The sequence below is a fragment of the Bacteroidota bacterium genome (assembly GCA_016213405.1).
Classification (GTDB): domain Bacteria; phylum Bacteroidota; class Bacteroidia; order Palsa-948; family Palsa-948; genus Palsa-948.
In genome coordinates this window covers 24,220-46,229 of the sequence record JACRAM010000050.1, presented here as the reverse complement: position 1 = coordinate 46,229, position 22,010 = coordinate 24,220, and the positions used below count along the sequence as shown (strand labels likewise).

The window sequence follows — 22,010 nt, the reverse complement described above, 5'->3', positions numbered from 1 at the left end:
TGCAAAAGAAGGTTACTACAGTTTATCGGCAAACTACAAACGATTAAAACTTTATGAAACCGCTGTATGCGTCTAAGCATGTACAGTGGTGTGAGAGGTGGCGAAGTTACTTTGTACCTTCGCTTCCTACTTTAATTGTTATTTATGAATTGTGCCCGATACCACCTGCCCGCACAAACCTGCCTGTCGGCAGCAGGTTGCAGGATAGTCGGGCACAGCGGCCTGTGGAGAATTTTTATAGAATAATACAGGGCATTACGAATGTAATCTTGCGGCTTCGCGTAATGCAGGATAGACAATCTTCCACAGACCGCTGTGCGCAAGCATAGCTCCTCCCGATAGTATCGGGAGACGAGGTCGAACATTAATAAAAATAAATCACACATCACATCTCATGCAAATATTCAGCATTTGCACCAAAAGGATTTTCGAAAAGGACGGAGTGGTGAAAACAAAATGGTACAAAGCGGGGATTATGAAAATCACGGACAAGGGAAACCGCTACATCCGGCTCTTTCATCAGCCGGAAACGGAGTTCTACATTTTTGATGTCAAGCCGATGGGAGAGATTCAAAGTGAATAAGAGGAGTAAATTTTTATGCAAGTCAAAACTACTCCCGTTCCCAACTTTCTGCTTGATGAACATCTGAGAAATCTGAAGGGAACAGAACTTAAAATGCTTCTTGTAATTATCCGCCAGACACTCGGATGGAAAAAAGAAAGCGACTGGATTTCCGCAAGTCAATTGAAAGCAAAAACAGGATGTTCCCAGCGTTCCATAACTTCTGCCATTGAAATGCTTGCCGGGAAAAATTTCATTGAAGTTTTTTCTGAAGAAGGAGAATTACTGGATATGCCCGAAAAAAGAAAAGGCAAAAAAAGAATGTTCTATAAACTCTCCAGTATGTTCCATTCGGTTGTGGGACAGCAGGGGAAAACCAGTGGAGAACCCCGAAGTTATCCCCAAACCTGCGCAAAACTTTCCTAGCCGTCTCCGCAATTTTTGCCAATAACAAAATAAACTCATTACAAATAAATATTATTAATAATAAAAAATCATGTCAGAAAAAATACAATTCCAAAATCCAAATAACAAAATCCTGATTGAAGCAGTTTTTATTATCTCCCTTGAAGAACTGGCATTTGTCGTTTTTCCTCATAAAGAAAACCCTTCAAGAATCATATCTGTACTCAGGCATCAGCCAAAAAGGGCAGAAACGGAAGCCAGACGGGAAGTTAAACACCTGCTCAAAAAATTTCCAGAGGTAAAATTGAAAAATCTGGAGTTTGATTACATAGATTCCGGTAACCTGACGCATGGCTGCGCCTATTTCAAAGCAAAAATATCAGGAACGGAGCATGACCTTCGGGAAGTAACCGAGAAAGAAAAAATATTTGTTTATGACTGGGAATAAAATTATCAGCCCAATGAAAAAACAACTTGCTTTCCTCATCAAACGGCTTAAAAAAACACATCAATAAAATTATTCATGGCGATGCGTTAAGAACCATAAAAAGATTTCCAAGCGAAAGTATTGACTGCGTGATAACATCTCCGCCCTACTGGCAGATGCGGGATTACAAGTGGAAAGGACAATGGGGGCTCGAAAAAACATACCACGAATATTTAGAAAACCTCTGGTCACTCATGGAAGAAATAAAACGAGTGTTGAAGAAAAACGGAACAGTCTGGATAAATCTCGGAGATACATATGGTACACAATCAGGCGCGTGCAGGGGAATAAAATATAAGCAGCATGGAAAAATTAAACATGTCGAAGATGGAAACAAACTTCTAAAAGGAAAAGTACCGCAGAAAAGTTTGCTACTTCTCCCGCACCGCTTCGCTATCGGCTGCATAGAAAGAGGATGGCTCCTGCGCAACGACATTGTTTGGGGAAAACCCAACGCCCTTCCAGAAAGCGCCAAAGACCGTTTTTCCAAAAAGCACGAATATGTTTTCTTCCTCGTTAAAAATAAAAAATATCATTTTGACTTAGACAGTATCCGCGAACCGCATCAGGAAGTTTCTCTCAAGAGAATGAAAAGGGCATGGAACGGGCACAGGGAAAAGAGAAGTTCTTTTGAAAACATGAACATTAAAAACATGTGTCATCCAAAGGGAAGAAATCCCGGTGATGTATCTGATTTCTGGAAAATCAACACGCAATCCGGCAAGGACAAGCATTACGCCAAATTCAACACCGCGCTTATCGAAAAGCCCATTCTCGCGGGATGCCCCAAAGGAGGAATAGTGCTTGACCCCTTCTGCGGCAGCGGCACTACAGGAATTAAAGCTATTGAACTCGGCAGAAAATTTATCGGCATTGAAGGTAAGAAATCATACTGCCGAATCGCAAGAAGAAACATTGCAAAAGTTCTGAATTAAAATTTATCTCATCAGAAAAAATTCTATGAAACGAACAAAAAACAAAATCAAATTCAATTATCCGAATGATGTACTTGTACATTTTGAAAAAGAAATTAAAAGAGAGGGGAGTTTTGAGGAGTTTTTAATTGAGAAGAAAGCCGTGGAAACAAAAAACGGGATGAACTTCATCGGTTCATATCCCATTGATAAATACAAAGAAATATTCCTTACCGGAAAATACGATAGCATAAGGCATCTCTATGATACGGAAATACCGTATGTGTTCTGGAGCAAACTCTACGAAGCGTTGCAAATCATAAGAGCCGGAGAAGTAAAATGAAACCTCCTCTTACTTACTACGGGGGAAAACAAAAATTAGTCAGGGAAATATTGCCACTCATTCCGAAGCATAAAATTTACTGCGAGCCGTTCTTTGGCGGAGGAGCCATTTTTTTTGCCAAAGAGCCCACACCGATTGAAGTCATTAATGATACAAACGGAGACTTGATTAATTTTTATCAAGTGATAAAAAATGATTTTAAGAAATTGAAGAGGGAAATTAAAACCACATTACACAGCCGACAATTCCACAAGGAAGCAAAAATAATTTTGCAAAACCCGACACTCTTTGATGAAGTGAAACGCGCCTGGTCGGTATGGGTGCTTGCACATCAGAGTTTCGCTTCTATGTTGGACAGCATCTGGGTGTTTGACAAGAAGCATAACACCACACCACGAAGGATACATAACAAACGGATTGCTTTTGCCGAAGGATACGCGAAGCGGTTGGAGAGAACGGAAATAGAATGCACGGATGCGCTGGAAGTAATCCGCACACGTGATGCAAAAGATACATTCTTCTATCTTGATCCCCCGTATTTCAATTCTGACTGCGGGCATTACAAAAAATACAGAGAAAAGGATTTCAAAAAACTGCTTGATAAACTATCTCAAATCAAAGGGAAGTTTCTTTTGAGTTCTTATCCTTCCGATTTGCTGAAACAATACATCAGGAAAAACAAATGGTTTACTAAAGTGGTGGATAAGCCGTTGTGTGTTTCGTCTATCTGCTCCATTCCGCAGAGGAAGAAGCAGGAGGTGTTGACGGGGAATTATGAAACAAGAATGAAGTAACTACGAAATACAAAAACCTTTCATACAAGTTGACAATAATAGTGTATTTTCTACAATAGGATTGGAAGTATCTTTGAAAATTTTTCAACCGGTATATTTAATTTGTTTGCTTACTTTCGCGCATCTCACAATTGAAGTTCATGTCTACCCGACCTGTTAAATGGATTGTTTTTCTTAGTTGATAACATAATTGGCTTCCTGTGTACAGATGCGAATGACGTGAATATTTTTAGTCCGAAAATTGATCCTCATTTATTGGTTGGATGCGCTGACGGGCTATTTAATGCTTTAAAGCAATTTACTGAAATTACTAAATTAAAAAAACAAAAACAGAAACCCTAACCAACTACTATGGACCCAAAACAAAACACCAACGGAAACTCTTTCTATTTTGAAAGAGGTGAAGATGAAAACAGCGCAACAGTGGTTACTATTAGAAATGGTAAACGTGTGGAGCGTGGATTGTTTGTATTCACCCCAGACGATTTACGGGATATTGAGGAAATCAGAGACCAAGTTGTTGCCGAAATTAGAAGTGAAAGAGACGCCTACGCTGGCTAATACTCTTCTAAAAACCGTCCCTCGCGGGCCGGTTTTTTTTAATTATGCATTTCAAGAAAACTCCTTCTGTAAAATTATTTATAAAAAGATAAAAGCCGCCCATTCCGGAGCGGCTCGAAAAAAAGAACAATCATTCTTCTGTATCTTTCACGAGTTTTTTCAGCAAGTTGATGATTTCGCTGAGATGTTGTGCGCTTTCAATCACCACCGTAAAACAATGCTCATTCCCATTCCAGAATTTTTTCACGGAGGGAGCAAGCGTCAAAGTTTTATGATGCTTGATTTTTTTTTGCATACCCTTTTCAGGATTGGCAATCACAACGGAGAGTTTCTTTTTCCCTAACTGGAAAAACGCAAGGTTGCGGTTTTTCCGCATGGAAATATAATACTGCTTTACCCGGAATTCAAGTTCCTTATCCGCCTTCAGCAACTCTTTCTTGATTTGCAGGAAAATTTCTCTTACAGGTTCTGACACATTTTCCAAATGGTCTTCCACTGTAGATTTTACTTTCCCTTCCTTCACTACTTTTTTACCATTGATTTCTGAAAAGAGCGGACGAACCGTAATGATAGTATCGCCCTTGCACAAAAACTTGCGAAGAAAAATCGGCTTCACTAATTTCCCCCATGTTTCCGTGTAGGTTTCCGTCAGCACTGGCAAATCATTTTTTTCGTTGTTGGTTACAAGCAGCACTGCGGGCTTTCGCTTCAGGATCTCCGCTAAAACCTCTCTTATCTCTCCACTGCCTACCCTTGCTCGGAATTCCTTTTTTAACGCCTTATCCGCGCCTATAACGCCTCCCAGCGCGTCTGCAAACTGCCTTGTGCTTTCTTCGTCTCTGAAAAAAGAAAACAACCGGGTCATCTGGTAGAAAAGGTCGCTGAAAGTTTTTTCGGAAAGGAAAACCTCGAGCAGAAAAAGTTTTGGTTTCTGCTTGTCCTGAAAGTCGAGCAAAATTCCTGCGGGCGAAAAACCGCCAGTGAATTCAATGCCCGTTTTCTCTTGCAAATTAATCAGTAAAGTGTTTCCGCCAAAAAGAATTTTCGAATTGCGCAAGACAATGTCTTCCAACTCGCTCTCTGATTTGATTTTCTTTTCAATCGGCTTGGACTGATGCAATTCAATTGCTTTCTGATAATCCACTGTTAACGGCTGAAGTTTTTTCCCTTCAAGTAGAAAGGCATTTGTGTATTCCACTTGAATCTTTTCCTGATTAGTGGCTGCGGGTAAGTTTTTTGTAGTGTTTTCTTTACTTACCTTTTTTAAAGAACTATTTTTTCTCATGGTAAAAATTTTATCCCCGATAAATCGGGTATGGTTTGACTTAAAGAATTTCTGCATGACAGCATAGCGTGGTGTCGGAAAAACACAAGGGGTAAATCATAAAGAAAAACAGAATAGAGAAAGTGTCAAGGCGATATTTTAAAATCAACCATATCAAAGAAGATTTCACAATTAAAAGCAGTCGTCCAAAAATTTCAATTCACAAATTTGGCTTACCTTTGAGTAAGGTCAACAACGAGTACATTAATAACTTAGATACTATGAAAAGAATAACTGTTAATTTTTTATTTATTTTGTTTGTGGTTCAAAATCTTCTTGGACAAAATTTAGTGAGTTTGACAAATTTTAATGCTTGTAGTATCGATGGAAAACCTTTTGAAACTGAAATCTATTCCTTTTCCTCAAGCAATGAAGCTCGCGACATTGTTCAAAATATTATGGACAAAATCGGATTAAAACCCAATTTTAAAATTAAGGCAGCAAATGTGCCAAATGCTTCCGCTGTAATTGAAAAAGGAGAAAGATATATTTATTATAATGAGGGTTACATTCAAGGAATAAAAAATACAGCAAAGACAAATTGGGCAGCGACTTTTGTTTTAGCACACGAAATAGGTCATCATCTTAACGGTCATACATTAGATAGCATAGGAAGCAGGCCACCAAAAGAACTTGAAGCAGATGAATTTGCTGGTTTTGCTTTATTTAAAATTGGCGCTACTTTAGAACAAGCGCTATCCGCAGTGATGACATTTCCCGAAAAAGCCTGCCCCACTCATCCTGGAAGAAGTGCAAGAATGCAAGCCGTAACGGTTGGTTGGAATAAAGCCAAAGAAGAAAATAATTCTAAAAATGATTCACCAACTATACCCCAAACAAAAAAGGGGAATGATTCTCCTGAAAAAGAAAATAAAAATTGTGAAACTAAAAATACGGGAGATTATTGTTTTGTTAATCAAACATCCCAAACTATTTATGTTGATTTATATGATATGGATAATGAGTACAATAAATTTGGCAGTTCAATACAAGTTAGAACAGGAGATGGTCCCGTTTTGACAATTCAGCCGAATAGTTCGGAGTGCATTTATCAATATCCGGCAAAAGTATGGCAATACACCGTAAAAGGCACGAAAGCTTTAACTTATGGATTAATAACAATAAAATCAGGAAACATATTGATAGAAAAATGCCAAACTAAAACAATTACACTAAATTCTGATGGCAGCAGTACTGCTTCAAAAGAAACAAACCCAACAGCAAAGGAATGCGAAACAAAAAGTACCGGAGATTATTGCTTTACAAATCTTACCAATGAAAAACTTATTGTTACTATAGACGAAAATCTAAACCCGCAATCATTAACGTTAGATCCAAATGAAAGTCAATGTTTTTATAATTTATCAGCCACTTCTCATTCTTACTCAGCGAAACCCGAATGGAAAGGTTATCATGTAAATGCAGTAAGTCAAGGTCAAATACTTATTACAAAATGCAAATCCGAAACAAGGCAGATAAAATAATTCACATCTAATAAAAAACAGCCCGCTGGAATAATAAGTTCCATACGGGCTCTGCCTTTCGGCAGTTGGGGTAGGGATTGGTTCTTATGAAAAAGAATCACAAGCCACCCTATATACCACATAACTTGGCGCACAAGAGAAGTCAAGCTTCTTAGTGAAGGAACAAAACAATTTCTTTCAACTTGCTGCTGATATGACCCAAATCTCCTACATATCCCCAGTTGGAAGTATAATTTTTGAAATCCTTCCTGTGCTTTTTTAATTTCACTTTTAGTTCCTTGAGCAGTAACTTTATTTCTTTCTCTCGTAGCGCATACGCTTCTTTTGCAGTGGGAGCGGTAAAGTTTGTCATTCCTTTTCCATAGATAAACTCAAGGGTAACATCATTCATGATTTCTTTCAGTGAAAATTTTTCTTCAATGGCTTCGCCATAAAGTTTTGTGATTACCACGTTTCCCGTTTCTTCAATATGTGCCGAATAATTTTTTGTTTCATGGCGTAGTTTGGCGGAAGGATGAAGGGGCATAGTATCACTTTTTAAAACATAAGGGCGAATAAAATCCTGCGCGGCTTCGCGTGGCGTAAGCGATTTTTGTTTTTCTGTTTTTTCTTTTGTCATAGTAAATATTTTTAATGAACGTTTCTGGCATGATAACTCCCGAAAGACAGAAGTCAAGAGGTGGCAAATAAAAACCCCTCCGTTAATGGGAGAGGTAAGTTTAAAAGAACAACAATCTGCTCTGCGATAAAGAACCATCCACTTTCTTTTTTGAAAAGACGTTTTTGTACATGTGCCAAAGCTGGGATTTCTCTTTTTCCGGAACACTGAATATACCTGCAGGGCAAAGATTAATGCGATAACCTGTTTTGAAATTATCCGGCTCGAAATTATCGGCAAGTATTACTTCTCCAGGCATATCGTGAATGAACATATTTAGGGCAGCCATCTTCGCGCAGAGCGGGTCTATCTCAATGCCATAATACCGATGCTTTACTTTGGGAGCGTTCTTTGCAAAAGCAAGCAGGAGCCGTCCGCTTTCAACGGCTGTATCAAGTATGCATGCCGGATGAGTCGCTTCGGAGCTGAACTCCTCGGTCATCCCAACGCATAATTGATAGGGAATAAAATACCTGTAACTGCTGCGACTTGCTATTTCCTGCATGTAGAATTCGCCAAGCAAATCAATTCCTTCGAAACCGGCACGCTCATAAAAAAAGAAATGATAGGGAAGTTTCATCAGTGTTTCAAAGGTTCCGCGCTCTTTGTACTCTTTGGCAATTTTTTCGAACTCTTCGGCATAATAAAGCAAACCCGTATTGGGCTTTTTGGTAAAAACCGCCATTGTAACGGTCAGGAAATCATCGAAGACGTCAACCGGATTTTTTCCTTTGGACGCTTCGTTAAAATCACGTTTGAAAAGTGATATCATGGGAAAAGGAATTAGGATTATTGTTTTGAATGAACGAGCCGATGGCATGATAGCGTGGCGGGGAAGAAATGCAATAGGGAAATGATGCGGGGAAATAAAAAGAGTGTGCAGTCAAATAAAAACCCTGACACGATGGTCAGGGTGGTTCCCGGGTCTTTTTTCCGAAGATAACATCAACTGCTTTCTGGGCTTGAAAGCCGGCACGGATAATAAAATGCTTATCGCTCTCAAGTTTTCTTATCCATGCAGATATGTATGCAGAGTCATTTACGCATCGCTGTGCCTCCACACCGGCAAGTGATTTCAGATAACCGGAAGTAATTTCCGCTGTCATTTCTTCAAGGGAAAAATTGTCCCATTGAATTTCTTCTTTCTCATTCCGAGGCAGAATGCGCAATCGCGATGGGAAATCTACACGCACACAGTCGAGCGGGTCACCCCAAACAACATTGAGGCTATTACCATCATAGCAGTATTCTTGTCTGCTACGTGGATTCCGGATAATAACACCGCAGGAATAAATCATTCTCCGGCTCTCGGTTTCCGGAGGAACTATGCCAGCAGGAAGACCAGCACATTGATTTACATTGAACACATAACTAAGGCAGAGCCCGGTTTTCTTTTGGAAAACAACCGGATAAGGATTCTTGCCTTCTTCTACCTGTGCGCCTATTTCATTTATCTGCCTGCGGGTGAGATAATAATTTTCATAATATTTCAGGGAATCCAGAAGAAAAAAATTTACAGCCCGGTAAGGTTTCTTGGTAATAAGATTCACCGGAAAATTTCTGTTGACCCAGAATCTTCTCCAAGGGATAATGTCCTTTTTCAGAAGAGTGATAATTTCATTCGTGATAATTTGGTAAACATCTTTGTTATTTGAAGTAGTTAGTTCCATTGGTATATTATGTTTTTAAGAACAGTTTGAAAGCATGATAGCGTCAGCACGAAAAAAGACAATAGGGAATGGATAAGAAGAAACAAAAAACTATTACAGTCAATTAAAAAACCCCGACACGATGGTCGGGGTGACATTGCCGCTTTATTTACCACACGGTGCACCGATTTTGCGAATCCTGATTTCTCCGCTATGCATGCTTACCTCGATGGTATCTCCCACATTAAAATTAAAAAGCGCCTGGAGATATTTTCCGCCAAGGCGTATTACCGGATGTTGTTTGCTGTCGTGAGCATACTGCCCGTAATATACCTTGAGATTCCGCCTGATAAATTTTTCACTCGATGATTTTTCGCTCATGTCTTGTTTCATTTTGCCTTGCGCCTGTTACGAGAACATAATTCACGGCATCTTGTGCTTTTTTGCAGGCATAAAGAATTAAACGCTTGTCGTAATAAAAGCCATTCAGCCAGTCCTGAATGTATGCCACGCTGTTTTTAAAATACTTTTCTCCGATGCCCGTATAGTATTTCAGATAGCAGGAACCAATTTCCGCTATTATTTCTTCTATACAGACAGATTTTTCAGAACGAAAGTCGTAAGACTCCTTTCTGTTTAACCGCATGGGATGCCCCGTGGCATGAATCAATTCATGGAAAAGGGATTCATAATATGAATCCAAGTCCCGAAAGCATCGGATTGATGGAAGAAAAATGCTGTCTGAAACCACGCAATACTCCGGCTTGCTGCTGCTTTTCCTGACATCAGGCGGCAGATACATTTTTTTTAAAACAGCATCGCAGGCAGGAATTCTCCTTTTTGATTTTGATGTAAGTGGGATTTTGTCTTGGAAAATTATTCGCTGTTGTTTTCTGTTTCTTGATTTTACAAGCGCGGTTCGTTTCCAGCTTTTTTCAAAGACGAGAACGGAATCTCTTTGCAATAGGGCAATGATACGGTTTGTGACAACAAGGTAAATTTCCCGGAGTCTTTTTCTTGTTTCCATAAAGAATTGTTTTGAAAGAACAATAACCATGTGGGATGATGGCTTGGGGAGGGGAGGAAGTCAAGGGGTTGAGGCAACCAATTTTGATTTTATCGTCATCTTTATAACAACCATTTAAAATGTTCTATTTATGAAACCCTCATCTTTTAATAAATGGAAATGTTTGCTCATAATTTTTGTGGCTTTAATCGGGACTTATATAACTATTATTTGCCATTATTGGAATATTCCTGAATCTTCGACTTGGCTTCCTGAATTCACAAAAACAGGAGGAATACTTTTTACCATTTGTACTGCATTTTCCTTAGGAATGTATAATCTCGAAAGGCAAGCTAAATCAACAGAAAAAAAATTATCTGCCATACAAGAATTATCACAGAAGCAAATAGAAGCAAACCGACAGGAAACCCAAAAATTGATTGAAACACTTCATCAAACTACCAATAAACACATAGTAAAAATTGAAGAATCAACATCTTCCTATATCCATGCATTGAAAAATTCTGTTGGTGAAGAAATTAAAGCCCACAAACAAGAAACAAGTGAATTAATATCTGCTAATGCCAAATCTACAGTTGAACAAATTCAAGCAGTAAAAGAGTCGGTAGAACAACACATATCTATTCATAAAGAAGAAACAAACAAGGTGGTTAATGCACTTTCTGAATCTACCGCTTCGCATATTAATGCCTTAGAGAAAAATATTGGAAGACAGATTAATTCACAAAAAGACGAAATGCAAAAACTGATTCTTGCTGTTGCTGATTCGAGTCAGAAGCAAATAGATAAACTTGAGAAGAGCACGAAAAAACAAATTAATGCTGATAAGGAATTTGTAGATAAACAAATTGCAGCTCGTGAAAAAGAAATATTAAAGGTTATAAATTCCGTCACTGATTCAACCCAACAGCAGTTAGAAAAAATAGAAGAATCCACATTGAAACAAATTCGTGCTATTCATGAATCTACCTCTGCACAAATTCAAGCGAACGATAACAACACTCAAAAAATTATTCGCAGAAATGATGCAAATATTTTTCTGCTTACGAAAATTATACATCACCAGATACTTGATAAGCGTGAAATGAAATACAGTCAGTATCTTCAAGCTAATGATAAAATGGAGGACATTCAGCGATGGAAACTTTGGCGCGCAGAATCAACAAAGCGAACACAATTAATAGACCAACAATATGTGGTAAATAATTTGTCTAACCAAATAGATGAATTGGATAAAGAACTTCAACTTCTGAATCGGTTTTTAATTCTTAATTCAAACAATCAAGATAGGAGAAACCTTGAATAAATAAAAAATAAATAGAAAACCAGCTAGCAAACCCAATTGTTTTTAAATATCCAAAAAACGATAAAATATAGAATTAATTTTATGTTTTTCTTTCAGATCATCAGCATTCGCTCCATCTACTGTTATTTTATATTTTAAATAATAGTAATACCTCCAAAAATATGATATCAGGATACTAATTATTGCTGTGACTGCAATTGCACTTAAAACCCAACCAAGGTGTTCCAAAGAAATTCTTAGCGTTCTAAAAAATAAAATAAATGATGAAACAAACTGTAGGAAAATAGAGAACTGCCAAAAGATCGCACAAAACAATGGGACATAGGATTTTCCACCCATATGTTCTTTATGCTCTGCGCTGAAGGATTTTTTACCAAATATTTCCTGATAAAGAGGAGTGCCAAGAGCGGTCTTTCTGATATTCTCAACAACTTTTTGATCCCTTCTAAAGCTATACGCAATTTTTAAAGTAAAGGCACTAAGAGTTATTAATGCGATTTGAATAAGCAGCCATGAGCCAATTAAGTGACTAATAGCGTAGCTTATAATCTTTCCTTCATCATCCCTAGCAACGTCCCAAAACTTCGCTTCATCTGTAATATTGACAAAGACAACGCCAAATGGAATTGCTGATACAAGAATTGCTGAAAAAAATTGTAGAAATATTCGTTGCTGATGATTTTGATTTTCGGAAAACTGATTGTGAAAAGATTTTAAGATTTCCTTCGTAACATCTTTTTTTTCTTCTTCGTCCATTGGTTTTTATTTATTGTGGCTCAGAAAATCGCACCCAGCTTAGCACCCAAAATCGCACCCAAGCCCGTAGAACTCTCTCAAACCTTTAGTTTCTTCTAAAAAAAAGTGGCACCTCCCGGATTTGAACCGGGGACACACGGATTTTCAGTCCGTTGCTCTACCAACTGAGCTAAGATGCCATTAATTGTAAAAACGGATGGCAAATGTAAATAAATCTCTGTAATCTGGAGATAACTTGTAACGGATGGAATTCCTTTATTAGTTTTGCCCGATGAATTTAGTAATTGACATAGGAAATACCCTCACGAAGACAGCCGTCTTCAACGAAGCTGAACTTTCATCTTTTTCTTCATTTGAAAAAATTTCGACTGATGTTCTGAGAGAGTTGCTTTTGAAAAACTCTTCGGTAAAAAATGTGATTCTTTCTTCAGTAACAAACCACGATAAAGATATTTCCGGATTTCTTAAATCAAAATATTTTTTTATTGAGTTATCTGCCGCTACAAAAATTCCTATTGAGAATATTTATCAATCAAAACAAACGCTCGGCAAAGACAGATTGGCTTGTGCAGTTGGAGCAAACTTTCTTTTCCCAAATCAAAATGTTCTGGCGATTGATGCCGGCACCTGTATCAAATATGATTTTGTAAATGCGAAGAGTCAATATCTCGGAGGCGGAATTTCTCCCGGTATTGATATGCGTTTTAAAGCGCTGAATCAATTCACGGATAAACTTCCGCTTCTTAACTACAAACAGTTTGACAAACTCATAGGAGAAAATACAGATGAATCAATTTTATCTGGCGTAATGAATGGAACTGCTGAAGAAGTCCGCGGAATCATTGCAAGATATCTCCAACAATATCCTGATGTAAAGGTCGTTTTCACAGGCGGTTATTTAAAATTCTTCGAAAGGATTTTTAACATTTCAGGTAACGAAAATTCAAGCATCTTTGCTGATTCATTTTTAGTGCTGAAAGGATTAAATCAGATTTTAAAATTTAATGAAAAAAAATAAGTTCAGTATTTTCTTTTTGGTATTTGCTATCTGCTATCTGCCATCTTATTTCTGCTATTCCCAGTCATTAACCAACTCTCCTTATTCGCGCTATGGATTAGGAGAACTTCAGTATGGAGGTTTTGCCAACAACATTCCTATGGGTGGGATTTATAACGCGGTTCAGAATGACACAACAGCTCCTTTCTATATCAATACGTCCAATCCCGCATCACATGCCTCAGCCCGGCTAACTGTTTTTGACTTCGGACTGAAAAGCAATACAACAAATCTTGAAACACAGGATAAAAAATTTCTTTCTAATCAAACTGCTCTTGCATACATGGCGCTGGCTTTTCCTGTGGCACAATGGTGGGGCGCCAGTTTTGGTTTGTTGCCGTACAGCACAGTGGGATACAAAATTCATGATGAAAAGGAACAGGACAGCATCGGCACTGTGAAATATTCTTATGTTGGAGAAGGAGGAATCAACCAAATATATTTTGGCAATGGGTTCAGGAAGAAAAATTTTTCGGCAGGGGTAAATGTTTCTTATCTCTTTGGTGATTTAATCTTCAGCAGCCGGGATTCATTTCCAAAGGCGTCAAATTTTTTTAATACAAAATTTTCGCAGACGACACGCGTGAGCGATTTTCATTACATATTCGGAGCGCAATACAAATATCTATTGAAAAATAACTGGTCACTGACGCTTGGCGCCACGGGCGGGTTAAAGACAAATATCAATGTGAAGAAAACAACTTTTGCCGCTACTTATAAAAATGATTTCGGAGTAGAAGTAATGAAGGACACTATCATTAATAATGAAGATGTGAAAGATACTATTACCATGCCGATGATGTTGGGCGGTGGGTTTGTTTTAAAGAAAGGCGAGAGATGGATGATTGGATTTGATTACTCCACGCAGAACTGGGCTTCGTTCAAATCATTCGGGCAGGATTCGCTTTTAAAAAACAGCCAGCGCATTGCGATGGGAATGCAATACATCCCAAATAAAAGTGCCGGAACAAAAGAAGAGTATTTCAAAAAAATATTCTATAGGGTAGGATTCGCCTACACAAGTTCTTACATGGAGTTAAGAAATACTTCTCTCAAAGAATTTGCCATCACTTTTGGCGCAGGATTTCCTTTGAGAAAAATAAAAGTTGGCGAAACGTATTCGCAGTCTATCATCAATGTTGGATTTGAAATCGGGCAGATGGGAACCACTGAGAACCAACTTATCAAAGAACAGTATTTAAAAGCGGTTATCGGATTTACGTTGAATGACAGGTGGTTTATCAAGCGGAAGTATGATTAAAAATGTACGATGTACGATGTACTATGTACGATGTAAAAACAAATTGCATTTTCCCTTATACCTTATACCTTTTACCTTGTGCCTTCTTTTTTCTTCCTGCCAGACCGATATTAAAACCATCAACTTAATTACTTCGGCAAAAAATCTTCCTTCCGAATCGATGAAGGATGCGGAGATTATGTACAGCGATTCCGGAAAAGTGAAAATGAAACTTATGGCTGTGCAACTCGACCGGTATGTTGACAAGCAATACATTGAATTCCCCCTCGGTGTGAAAATACTTTTCTATAACGATTCGATGAAGATTGATTCGCAACTGAAAGCAGATTATGGCATCCGCTACGAAAAAGAAGGCAGGATGGACGCAAAAAGAAATGTGGAAGTGGTGAATGTGAAAGGAGAAAAACTGAATACGGAACACCTGATATGGGACGAAGCAAAAGATAAAATATATACGGAAGCGTTTGTTAAAATCACTACGGCTGACGAAATTATTTATGGAGACGGATTGGAATCAAATCAGGATTTTACAAAATATAAAATCAAAAACATCAAAGGAACAATTAACCTGAAGGACGATGCCGAAAATAAAAATGAGTAATTTTAATTCATGAAATTTTCCAAGCCGCAAAAAATAAAAGAACTCGCCTCGCTGATTGGAGCAGAGATTACTGGCAATTCAGACTTGCTTATTTACGGAATTAATGAACTCAATGTTATTATGGATGGAGATATTGCTTTTGTTGATCATCCGAAATATTATGACAAAACCCTGAAGTCGAAAGCCGCTGCAATCATTATCAATAAAAAAGTGGAATGCCCTGCCGGAAAAGCATTGCTTGTTACTGACGATCCGTTCAGCGCGTTCAATCGTATATCGTCTCAGTTTTCATCACGTTCGTTTTCACAAAAGGCAATAAGCGATTCTGCGGTTATTGGCAAGAACACGCGCGTTATGCCGAATTGCTTCGTTGGAGATAACGTGAAGATTGGAGACAACTGCACCATCCATCCCAACGTAAGTATTTATGACAACTGCATCATCGGCAATAATGTGATTCTGCATTCAGGAGTTGTGATTGGAGCAGATGCATTCTATTATAAAAAACGTCCGGCTGGTTATGACAGATTACTCTCCTGCGGAAAAGTGGTGATTGAAGATAACGTGGAGATTGGCGCACTGTCAAGCATTGATAGAGGTGTGACGGGAGAAACCATTATCGGAAACGGAACAAAAATTGACAATCATGTTCAAGTCGGACACGATACTAAAGTCGGAAAGAATTGTTTGTTCGCTTCGATGGTTGGAATTTCAGGCGCCTGTGTGATTGAAGACGATGTGGTGCTTTGGGGACAAGTGGGCGTGCCAAGCAAAATAAGAATCGGCAAAGGGGCTGTGCTGCTGGGACAATCTGCACCTGCAAAAGATGTGGAAGGCGGCAAAACATATTTGGGCAGCCCGTGTGATGAATCCATGAAAAAATTCAGGGAACTCGCCATGCTTCGTAAACTTCCTGAGATTTTTGTGAAGATGGAAAAATGATTGGAGAATCCCCAAGGGATTCAACCCGAATAACTCCACATGAAATGTGGAGAACGAAACATGAACTAAATCTCAACCCTGAAAGGGTTGAATACCTCATGAGTACTTACACGCAAATTCTTTATCAGATTGTTTTTTCAACACACTCGCGCGAAAGAACACTTACAGAAAAGAACAGCACCGAACTTTATAAATATATTTCAGGAATCCTGAAAAATAAAAAATGCCATTTATACCGTATCAACGGAGTGGAAGACCATATTCATATCATAGTTCATCTTCATCCGTCAATTGCTTTGGCAAATCTTGTAAAAGACATAAAACTTGCAAGTTCAGAATGGATTAAGAGTAAAAATATATTTCCGCATTTCAATGGTTGGCAGGATGGATATGGCGCTTTTACTTATTCAATCGAAGCAAAAGACCGGCTGATTGAATATGTGAAGAATCAGAAAGAACATCATGCCAGAAAAACATTTCGTGAAGAGTTTATTGAATTGCTGAAAGAGCATAAAATTGAATTTGAAGAAAAATACGTATTGTGAATATTCAACTCCTTCGGAGTTGTAGTTCGAAAGACATTACTTTCTCTGCATTTCATACGGAGTTTCTCCGCATTTCATACGGAGTTATTCATATTTGTCCCGCTTCGCGGGACAGCAGCAAAACATTCTGAAAGATCTTAATAAATAATTTTCAACTCAGGCAACCAATCACCTTACTTATACGTCTTATGTATGAGATTACACAGATTTCAGAACAAAAGAAAAGATTAAACCGATTGCATTTTATTGTTTCATCGCTGTAATCGTTTTTAAAATCAGTGTAATCTCAGTATAAAATACTTGTTGTACATTTACCCCGTTGGATATGATTATGATAAACTTATACTATTCACAAACAGATTATCCTAAGGGGTTTACTTCTTGAAAAACTACGGTAAAAAAATGTCTGAATCAATAAGCGCCAGAACAATGTCCAAGTCCAAATTGCTGGATGTGAAGCTTGCTTCGCTATTGGAGGTTACAAAAGCGATAAACGCCAATACCAAAACTCCCGAACTGCTTAAGATTTATGAATCGGTTCTCAAACATCAGTTAAATGTTGGCTCACTTATATTGTATGCCTATGACGGAGGATGGAAATGCGTTTTGAAATTCGGAATGGATGCCGCCTTCACCACTGCCGAAGTAGAGCGCTACCTTTCTCCCATTAAAGATATAACGCTCATGGATTTTGCTCCATCGGGCGAACTCGTTCCCATTCAGAAAGCCCTCAAGCAGCACAATGTGGATGTGGTTATTCCCGTGTTTCATAAAGATCAGGCGCTTGCATACGCCCTCATCGGTGATTTGGATGAAGAACAAATAGGAATGGGAGCCAGCGTAAAACATCTGAACTTTATTCAAACGCTCACCAATATTTTAGTAGTAGCCATCGAAAACAAACGCCTCGCAAAAGACAGCGTGCGGCAGGCATCCATCAAAAAAGAATTAGAAGTTGCCTCGCAGATGCAGCACATGCTCTTCCCCGAAATTCTCCCCAATGATAAACAACTGGAAATGGATGCGGTTTACATCGCCCACGAAGAAATCGGAGGCGACTATTATGATTTCGTCCGCATCAATGAACACGAAGTGGCGTTTTGCATTGCCGATGTATCCGGAAAAGGAATTTCTGCCGCCCTGCTGATGAGCAACTTTCAGGCAAACATGCGCATTCTTCTCCCCCGAACCGATTCACTTGCCGACCTGGTGCATGAACTCAACAAAAAAGTAAACGACACCGCAAAAGGAGAACGCTTCATCACACTTTTTGTCGCCAAATATAACATCATCACACGCATGTTCACCTACGTGAACGCAGGGCACAACCCACCGCTCGTGCTCAGCCCCGATGGCACCGTGAGCATGCTCAGAACCGGATGCACCGGGCTTGGCATGCTCGATGATTTGCAAAAAGTAAAAGAAGGCGTGGTCAGTTTTGAACCCGGCACCGTGCTGCTGTGCTATACCGATGGAGTGGTGGAACAAGAAAACGAAGCAGAAGAAGAATTCTCAATGAAACGGCTGAAAGAACTTTTACAACATAACGGGCGCACTTCTGCCGAAGGCAAACCCATGCGCAAAATAAAAGACCTCAACAAACACATCATCGCAAGCGTGATAGAATACAAAGGCGCCAAAGAATATCTTGACGATATTGCCCTGCTCACCTGCCGCATTTTCTAAAACTTCCAAAAGTAAAATTACTTGGGCGTGCCCTCCGAAGCGGAGGTCGGGCTTTCCGTTCCAATCCCTGACCGAAGCGTCAGGGGATTTCCACTTCAATCCCTCACGCAAACCCCGTAGGATATTGTTTTCTTGCTTTACCATCATTGGTCAATGAATTATCCAACGGGGCAAAAGACAAATACAGATTATACCGATGAAGGCAATCAAGTACTGATGTTACGCACAAGTCATTTTTTTAAAAATATTCAATATTCAATACGCAATGTTCAATGTTCAATGAATTGCACTGTTTTTTTTACTTGAGAATTGAGAATTGAACATTGAATATTGAACATTTTGCGTAATGTGAGTCAAGTAATCGGTGTAATCTTTCTAAAATCTGTGTAATCCAAGTATATCTTTTATGTCTTCTTTAAAAATTGTTGTGATAGTTTGAAAGATTATTATGTATATTTGAAAAATTGTTGTGAAAGTTTTAAATATATTGATGAAAACTTGAAAAATATTGATGTTATTTTTAAAAATAATGATGTAAGTTTGAAATATAATGCTTAGTTTTGCACATCTTCATATCAAAACATCAACAAAAACAATCAAACCATGCTAAAATTAGACATAGACAAGCATTGCCGAGCACGAAATCTCCCAAACACGGCTGCTTATCTGAGGCAGAACGGAATTTCACACTGGGTATCCCACCAACTTGCAAACAATCAAAAACTAAGCATCGGCTTTTATGACCTTGAGCAACTATGCGTTATTTTCAAATGCACGCCCGATGATTTGTTTGAGTGGATTCCTGACACTGCCGAAGAAGAAAAAAACACCCGGCACCCGCTTGCCTTTCTTAAAAAAGGAAAAAACATTTCAGATGACATCAGCAACCTCTCCTTTGCACAACTAAAAGAAATTACAAAAATAATCAGAGAGAAAAAGTAAAGAATGAACTAGGACTTACGCACTCTGTGAAACTCTGTGTTTCTCCGTGAACTCTGTGTTGAAAATTTTAACACAGAGAACACAGAGTTTTAAGAGTTTCGCAGAGAAATACAAAATTGCGTAAGTCCTATGAACAAACTCCCAAAATCGAAATAACACCTTTATTCGTAAATTCGCCCTCCATTCTTAATCCGTAAAACATGGCACTCGAAGAAAAAGTAAATGCAGATATAAAAACAGCAATGCTCGCCAAAGACCAGCCCAAGCTGGAGGCAATACGCAGCATCAAAGCAGCGCTGCTTCTTCTGAAATCATCGGGCAAACCTGTTACCGAAGAAGAAGAGATAAAAGCCATGCAAAAGATGGTGAAGCAAAGAAAAGAAGCCGCAGAAATTTATCATCAACAAAACAGAAAAGATCTGGAAGAGGTAGAATTATTTCAGGCGGCAGTTATTGAAGCCTATCTCCCCAAACAGATGCCGGAAGCGGAAATAAAATCAATCGTAGCGCAAATCATTTCTCAAGTGGGTGCAACTTCCCCTGCCGATATGGGAAAAGTAATGGGTGTGGCAACCAAACAACTTGCCGGAAAAGCGGATGGAAAAATCATTTCTACTCTTGTTAAGCAAATGCTGAGCCCCTCCTAATCCTCCCCATTGGGGAGGACTTTCTATTCTCCCTCCCTAACGGGGAGGGTTGGGGTGGGGCTTTTCTTGTATACAAAAAACATCAACCCCGCACTTATTACAGCGCTTACATAAACAAAATATATCGGGCTTCCGTTTGAGCCGATGGTTTCGGCAGTTTCAGAAATGCTTCCTTTGCCAACAAGATAAGCAAACACCACCGCCATTCCGTTATTCAAAAAATGAAAGAGCATGGAAAGCCACAGCGAACCGCTCCATATATATAGGTAACCAAGCACAACGCCTAAAAGCATGCGCGGAAGGAATCCGTAAAACTGGGCGTGAAGTGCGCTGAAAAGTATGGCGGTAATCCAAATGGCTGCGTGTTTGTTTTTCGTCCATTCAAAAAAAACATTTTGCATGCATCCGCGGAAAAGAAGTTCTTCGCCCACAGCAGCAAGCAATGCGACAACAATAATATTTACAATTAAATCTCCTATGCCATTCATTTGCAAAAATGCATCCGTAAGTTTCTTTAAACTTTCTTCGCTGGTCTTCATCCAGTTTTCTAATCCCGACATGAAACCCGGAAGAGTAAGATGGCTATTCAGTTCTCCTGTCCAGTTAATCACCGGCATCACAGCGAAAACAAGAAGGATGACAACGATTCCGATAACCGCGCTGAATCCTTTGTTGATCTTCAGGTAAGAAATTTTTTTCTCGGAAGAATAGAAGGCAAAAAGAAATGAAGGAATGATAAATGCAAATAAAACGCTTACTGCCTGAGCAATCTTCATTCCCTTAACTATATTTGGATTGGAGAAATCTTCCAGTTTCGCCAAATCCTTCATAGATTGTAAATCTGCATAGGGAAGAATGATAAGCACCTGAATCACAGAAGCGATTCCTAAACACAAAAGAAATAATCCAAGCAGGAGAAAAAATTTTCCCGAAGGATGAAATCGCTGGATGGTGGTTTGTATAGACATTTGTTTGTATTTTTGTGCTTGGTTCAGCAAACATAAAACAATTGATAGATATTTTTTGTTTGATTAACATAAATTAACAAACACTTTGGTAAAAATCGGAAACATACAACTCGGAGAATTTCCTTTGCTCCTCGCACCCATGGAAGATGTGAGCGATCCTCCATTCCGTTTTGTGTGTAAGCAGAACGGAGCTGATTTAATGTACACTGAATTTATTTCTTCTGAAGGGCTTATTCGGGATGCGAAAAAAAGTTTGAAGAAACTTGACATCTTTGATTACGAGAGACCTATCGGCATTCAATTTTACGGAGGCAATATTGATTCGATGAAAGAAGCAACAGAAATTATTGCCTCAGCAAAACCTGATTTGATTGACATTAATTATGGATGTCCTGTGAAAGGAGTTGCGTGCAAAGGTGCGGGCGCGGGTTTGCTTCAGGATATTAATAAAATGGTGAGGATAACGGAAGAAGTTGTGAAAAGCACAAAACTTCCGGTTACGGTGAAAACAAGGTTGGGCTGGGATGACACAACAAAAAATGTGGTGGAAGTTGCTGAACGATTGCAGGACATCGGCATACAAGCCATCACCATTCACGGACGAACCCGAAAGCAGATGTACAAAGGACCGGCAGACTGGACATTGATTGGCGAGATAAAAAATAATCTCCGAATGAAAATTCCGATTTTCGGAAATGGTGATGTGAACTCGCCTGAGTTTGCCATTGACATGAAAAATAAACATGGAGTGGATGGAGTAATGATTGGAAGGGCATCCATCGGCTATCCATGGATTTTTCGCGAGATAAAACATTTTATTGCCAACGGAGTGCATAGGGACAAGCCCACCGTTGAAGAAAGAGTGCAAACTGCGCGTGCGCATCTGCAAAAATCAGTTGAATGGAAAGGAGAAAAAGTTGGCATACTTGAAATGCGCAGCCACTATGCAAATTATTTCAAAGGGCTTCCTCATTTCAAGGAAACACGCATGAAACTGGTGACTTCATTTTCGCTGGAAGAAATTTTTTCAACATTTGAACGAGTGAAGGAAATGTATTCCGAAGAAATAACCGCTCAATAATATCCTAATT

Annotated in this window: 26 protein-coding genes and 1 tRNA gene; 18 read left to right on the top strand and 9 right to left on the bottom strand. The window is 38.9% G+C overall.

What is annotated here, in order from left to right:
• Nucleotides 1-394 precede the first annotated feature (394 nt).
• The 7 genes from HY841_05445 to HY841_05415 all read left to right on the top strand — a co-directional run bounded on the left by HY841_05445 (nucleotide 395) and on the right by HY841_05415 (nucleotide 4,066).
• Nucleotides 395-583 (top strand): hypothetical protein, encoded by a 189-nt coding sequence (locus HY841_05445; protein MBI4930185.1) that lies wholly within the window; start codon nucleotides 395-397, stop codon nucleotides 581-583.
• A gap of 15 nt (nucleotides 584-598) precedes the next feature.
• Nucleotides 599-988 (top strand): replication protein, encoded by a 390-nt coding sequence (locus tag HY841_05440; GenBank protein ID MBI4930184.1) that lies wholly within the window; start codon nucleotides 599-601, stop codon nucleotides 986-988.
• Nucleotides 989-1,058: 70 nt separating this feature from the next.
• A complete protein-coding gene (locus HY841_05435) occupies nucleotides 1,059-1,415 on the top strand; it encodes a hypothetical protein (protein MBI4930183.1) in 357 nt (118 codons plus the stop codon).
• Nucleotides 1,416-1,441: 26 nt separating this feature from the next.
• On the top strand, nucleotides 1,442-2,389 hold the full coding sequence (locus HY841_05430; protein MBI4930182.1) for a site-specific DNA-methyltransferase: 948 nt from the start codon (nucleotides 1,442-1,444) through the stop codon (nucleotides 2,387-2,389).
• 25 nt (nucleotides 2,390-2,414) lie between these two features.
• The gene (locus HY841_05425) at nucleotides 2,415-2,711 is read left to right on the top strand and encodes a hypothetical protein (protein MBI4930181.1); all 297 of its coding nucleotides are present in this window, start codon (nucleotides 2,415-2,417) and stop codon (nucleotides 2,709-2,711) included.
• On the top strand, nucleotides 2,708-3,505 hold the full coding sequence (locus tag HY841_05420) for a DNA adenine methylase (protein MBI4930180.1): 798 nt from the start codon (nucleotides 2,708-2,710) through the stop codon (nucleotides 3,503-3,505). The genes HY841_05425 and HY841_05420 overlap by 4 nt, the downstream gene beginning before the upstream one ends.
• 351 nt (nucleotides 3,506-3,856) lie before the next feature.
• A complete protein-coding gene (locus HY841_05415; GenBank protein MBI4930179.1) occupies nucleotides 3,857-4,066 on the top strand; it encodes a hypothetical protein in 210 nt (69 codons plus the stop codon).
• A 130-nt stretch (nucleotides 4,067-4,196) separates the two neighbouring features.
• Here HY841_05415 and HY841_05410 read toward each other — a convergent pair whose 3' ends face one another.
• Complete coding sequence (locus HY841_05410) at nucleotides 4,197-5,351, bottom strand: hypothetical protein (GenBank protein MBI4930178.1); 1,155 nt, start codon at nucleotides 5,349-5,351, stop codon at nucleotides 4,197-4,199.
• A gap of 260 nt (nucleotides 5,352-5,611) precedes the next feature.
• On the opposite strand from HY841_05410, the gene HY841_05405 reads away from it, so the two are divergent.
• Entirely contained in the window at nucleotides 5,612-6,874 is a 1,263-nt protein-coding gene (locus tag HY841_05405) for a M48 family metalloprotease (protein MBI4930177.1), read from the top strand.
• 151 nt (nucleotides 6,875-7,025) lie between these two features.
• Here the strand turns inward: HY841_05405 and HY841_05400 are convergent, their stop codons facing one another.
• The 5 genes from HY841_05400 to HY841_05380 form a co-directional block, all read right to left on the bottom strand.
• Nucleotides 7,026-7,493, bottom strand: coding sequence for a hypothetical protein (locus tag HY841_05400; GenBank protein MBI4930176.1), 468 nt, complete (start codon nucleotides 7,491-7,493; stop codon nucleotides 7,026-7,028).
• A 100-nt stretch (nucleotides 7,494-7,593) separates the two neighbouring features.
• Nucleotides 7,594-8,304: an N-6 DNA methylase gene (locus HY841_05395; GenBank protein ID MBI4930175.1), complete on the bottom strand. Its 711-nt coding sequence runs from the start codon at nucleotides 8,302-8,304 to the stop codon at nucleotides 7,594-7,596.
• Between the two features lie 136 nt (nucleotides 8,305-8,440).
• Entirely contained in the window at nucleotides 8,441-9,202 is a 762-nt protein-coding gene (locus HY841_05390; GenBank protein ID MBI4930174.1) for a DUF1738 domain-containing protein, read from the bottom strand.
• A gap of 144 nt (nucleotides 9,203-9,346) precedes the next feature.
• Nucleotides 9,347-9,562 (bottom strand): hypothetical protein, encoded by a 216-nt coding sequence (locus tag HY841_05385; GenBank protein MBI4930173.1) that lies wholly within the window; start codon nucleotides 9,560-9,562, stop codon nucleotides 9,347-9,349.
• Nucleotides 9,540-10,208, bottom strand: a complete 669-nt coding sequence (locus HY841_05380; protein ID MBI4930172.1) for a hypothetical protein — start codon at nucleotides 10,206-10,208, stop codon at nucleotides 9,540-9,542. The genes HY841_05385 and HY841_05380 overlap by 23 nt, the downstream gene beginning before the upstream one ends.
• A 130-nt stretch (nucleotides 10,209-10,338) precedes the next feature.
• Between HY841_05380 and HY841_05375 the strand changes: the two genes are divergently transcribed.
• Nucleotides 10,339-11,514 (top strand): hypothetical protein, encoded by a 1,176-nt coding sequence (locus tag HY841_05375; protein MBI4930171.1) that lies wholly within the window; start codon nucleotides 10,339-10,341, stop codon nucleotides 11,512-11,514.
• Between the two features lie 42 nt (nucleotides 11,515-11,556).
• Here HY841_05375 and HY841_05370 read toward each other — a convergent pair whose 3' ends face one another.
• Together HY841_05370 and HY841_05365 are read right to left on the bottom strand one after the other, a co-directional pair.
• Complete coding sequence (locus HY841_05370; protein ID MBI4930170.1) at nucleotides 11,557-12,270, bottom strand: hypothetical protein; 714 nt, start codon at nucleotides 12,268-12,270, stop codon at nucleotides 11,557-11,559.
• Nucleotides 12,271-12,376: 106 nt separating this feature from the next.
• Nucleotides 12,377-12,449, bottom strand: a tRNA-Phe gene (locus HY841_05365).
• A gap of 92 nt (nucleotides 12,450-12,541) precedes the next feature.
• Between HY841_05365 and HY841_05360 the strand changes: the two genes are divergently transcribed.
• From HY841_05360 to HY841_05325, 8 genes are all read left to right on the top strand, one after another.
• Nucleotides 12,542-13,288: a type III pantothenate kinase gene (locus HY841_05360; protein ID MBI4930169.1), complete on the top strand. Its 747-nt coding sequence runs from the start codon at nucleotides 12,542-12,544 to the stop codon at nucleotides 13,286-13,288.
• The gene (locus tag HY841_05355) at nucleotides 13,275-14,588 is read left to right on the top strand and encodes a hypothetical protein (GenBank protein MBI4930168.1); all 1,314 of its coding nucleotides are present in this window, start codon (nucleotides 13,275-13,277) and stop codon (nucleotides 14,586-14,588) included. Before HY841_05360 ends, HY841_05355 begins: the two co-directional genes overlap by 14 nt.
• Before the next feature lie 76 nt (nucleotides 14,589-14,664).
• A complete protein-coding gene (gene lptC / locus HY841_05350; protein MBI4930167.1) occupies nucleotides 14,665-15,189 on the top strand; it encodes an LPS export ABC transporter periplasmic protein LptC in 525 nt (174 codons plus the stop codon).
• Between the two features lie 9 nt (nucleotides 15,190-15,198).
• A complete protein-coding gene (locus tag HY841_05345; GenBank protein ID MBI4930166.1) occupies nucleotides 15,199-16,131 on the top strand; it encodes a UDP-3-O-(3-hydroxymyristoyl)glucosamine N-acyltransferase in 933 nt (310 codons plus the stop codon).
• A gap of 98 nt (nucleotides 16,132-16,229) precedes the next feature.
• A complete protein-coding gene (gene tnpA, locus HY841_05340) occupies nucleotides 16,230-16,676 on the top strand; it encodes an IS200/IS605 family transposase (GenBank protein MBI4930165.1) in 447 nt (148 codons plus the stop codon).
• Nucleotides 16,677-17,105: 429 nt separating this feature from the next.
• A complete protein-coding gene (locus tag HY841_05335; protein ID MBI4930164.1) occupies nucleotides 17,106-18,362 on the top strand; it encodes a PP2C family protein-serine/threonine phosphatase in 1,257 nt (418 codons plus the stop codon).
• 603 nt (nucleotides 18,363-18,965) lie between these two features.
• Nucleotides 18,966-19,304 (top strand): helix-turn-helix transcriptional regulator, encoded by a 339-nt coding sequence (locus HY841_05330; protein ID MBI4930163.1) that lies wholly within the window; start codon nucleotides 18,966-18,968, stop codon nucleotides 19,302-19,304.
• 200 nt (nucleotides 19,305-19,504) lie between these two features.
• Complete coding sequence (locus HY841_05325) at nucleotides 19,505-19,951, top strand: GatB/YqeY domain-containing protein (protein ID MBI4930162.1); 447 nt, start codon at nucleotides 19,505-19,507, stop codon at nucleotides 19,949-19,951.
• A gap of 23 nt (nucleotides 19,952-19,974) precedes the next feature.
• Here the strand turns inward: HY841_05325 and HY841_05320 are convergent, their stop codons facing one another.
• Complete coding sequence (locus HY841_05320) at nucleotides 19,975-20,919, bottom strand: CPBP family intramembrane metalloprotease (protein ID MBI4930161.1); 945 nt, start codon at nucleotides 20,917-20,919, stop codon at nucleotides 19,975-19,977.
• A gap of 85 nt (nucleotides 20,920-21,004) precedes the next feature.
• Here HY841_05320 and dusB point away from each other — a divergent pair, with 85 nt between their 5' ends.
• Nucleotides 21,005-22,000, top strand: coding sequence for a tRNA dihydrouridine synthase DusB (dusB, locus tag HY841_05315; GenBank protein MBI4930160.1), 996 nt, complete (start codon nucleotides 21,005-21,007; stop codon nucleotides 21,998-22,000).
• Nucleotides 22,001-22,010 lie beyond the last annotated feature (10 nt).

Bases quoted from the DNA above. Each gene is read 5' to 3' on its own strand.
- HY841_05445 (MBI4930185.1), top strand. From the start codon at position 395: ATGCAAATATTCAGCATTTGCACCAAAAGGATTTTCGAAAAGGACGGA.
- HY841_05440 (MBI4930184.1), top strand. From the start codon at position 599: ATGCAAGTCAAAACTACTCCCGTTCCCAACTTTCTGCTTGATGAACAT.
- HY841_05435 (MBI4930183.1), top strand. From the start codon at position 1,059: ATGTCAGAAAAAATACAATTCCAAAATCCAAATAACAAAATCCTGATT.
- HY841_05425 (MBI4930181.1), top strand. From the start codon at position 2,415: ATGAAACGAACAAAAAACAAAATCAAATTCAATTATCCGAATGATGTA.
- HY841_05420 (MBI4930180.1), top strand. From the start codon at position 2,708: ATGAAACCTCCTCTTACTTACTACGGGGGAAAACAAAAATTAGTCAGG.
- HY841_05415 (MBI4930179.1), top strand. From the start codon at position 3,857: ATGGACCCAAAACAAAACACCAACGGAAACTCTTTCTATTTTGAAAGA.
- HY841_05410 (MBI4930178.1), bottom strand. From the start codon at position 5,351: ATGAGAAAAAATAGTTCTTTAAAAAAGGTAAGTAAAGAAAACACTACA.
- HY841_05405 (MBI4930177.1), top strand. From the start codon at position 5,612: ATGAAAAGAATAACTGTTAATTTTTTATTTATTTTGTTTGTGGTTCAA.
- HY841_05400 (MBI4930176.1), bottom strand. From the start codon at position 7,493: ATGACAAAAGAAAAAACAGAAAAACAAAAATCGCTTACGCCACGCGAA.
- HY841_05395 (MBI4930175.1), bottom strand. From the start codon at position 8,304: ATGATATCACTTTTCAAACGTGATTTTAACGAAGCGTCCAAAGGAAAA.
- HY841_05390 (MBI4930174.1), bottom strand. From the start codon at position 9,202: ATGGAACTAACTACTTCAAATAACAAAGATGTTTACCAAATTATCACG.
- HY841_05385 (MBI4930173.1), bottom strand. From the start codon at position 9,562: ATGAGCGAAAAATCATCGAGTGAAAAATTTATCAGGCGGAATCTCAAG.
- HY841_05380 (MBI4930172.1), bottom strand. From the start codon at position 10,208: ATGGAAACAAGAAAAAGACTCCGGGAAATTTACCTTGTTGTCACAAAC.
- HY841_05375 (MBI4930171.1), top strand. From the start codon at position 10,339: ATGAAACCCTCATCTTTTAATAAATGGAAATGTTTGCTCATAATTTTT.
- HY841_05370 (MBI4930170.1), bottom strand. From the start codon at position 12,270: ATGGACGAAGAAGAAAAAAAAGATGTTACGAAGGAAATCTTAAAATCT.
- HY841_05360 (MBI4930169.1), top strand. From the start codon at position 12,542: ATGAATTTAGTAATTGACATAGGAAATACCCTCACGAAGACAGCCGTC.
- HY841_05355 (MBI4930168.1), top strand. From the start codon at position 13,275: ATGAAAAAAAATAAGTTCAGTATTTTCTTTTTGGTATTTGCTATCTGC.
- HY841_05345 (MBI4930166.1), top strand. From the start codon at position 15,199: ATGAAATTTTCCAAGCCGCAAAAAATAAAAGAACTCGCCTCGCTGATT.
- tnpA (MBI4930165.1), top strand. From the start codon at position 16,230: ATGAGTACTTACACGCAAATTCTTTATCAGATTGTTTTTTCAACACAC.
- HY841_05335 (MBI4930164.1), top strand. From the start codon at position 17,106: ATGTCCAAGTCCAAATTGCTGGATGTGAAGCTTGCTTCGCTATTGGAG.
- HY841_05330 (MBI4930163.1), top strand. From the start codon at position 18,966: ATGCTAAAATTAGACATAGACAAGCATTGCCGAGCACGAAATCTCCCA.
- HY841_05325 (MBI4930162.1), top strand. From the start codon at position 19,505: ATGGCACTCGAAGAAAAAGTAAATGCAGATATAAAAACAGCAATGCTC.
- HY841_05320 (MBI4930161.1), bottom strand. From the start codon at position 20,919: ATGTCTATACAAACCACCATCCAGCGATTTCATCCTTCGGGAAAATTT.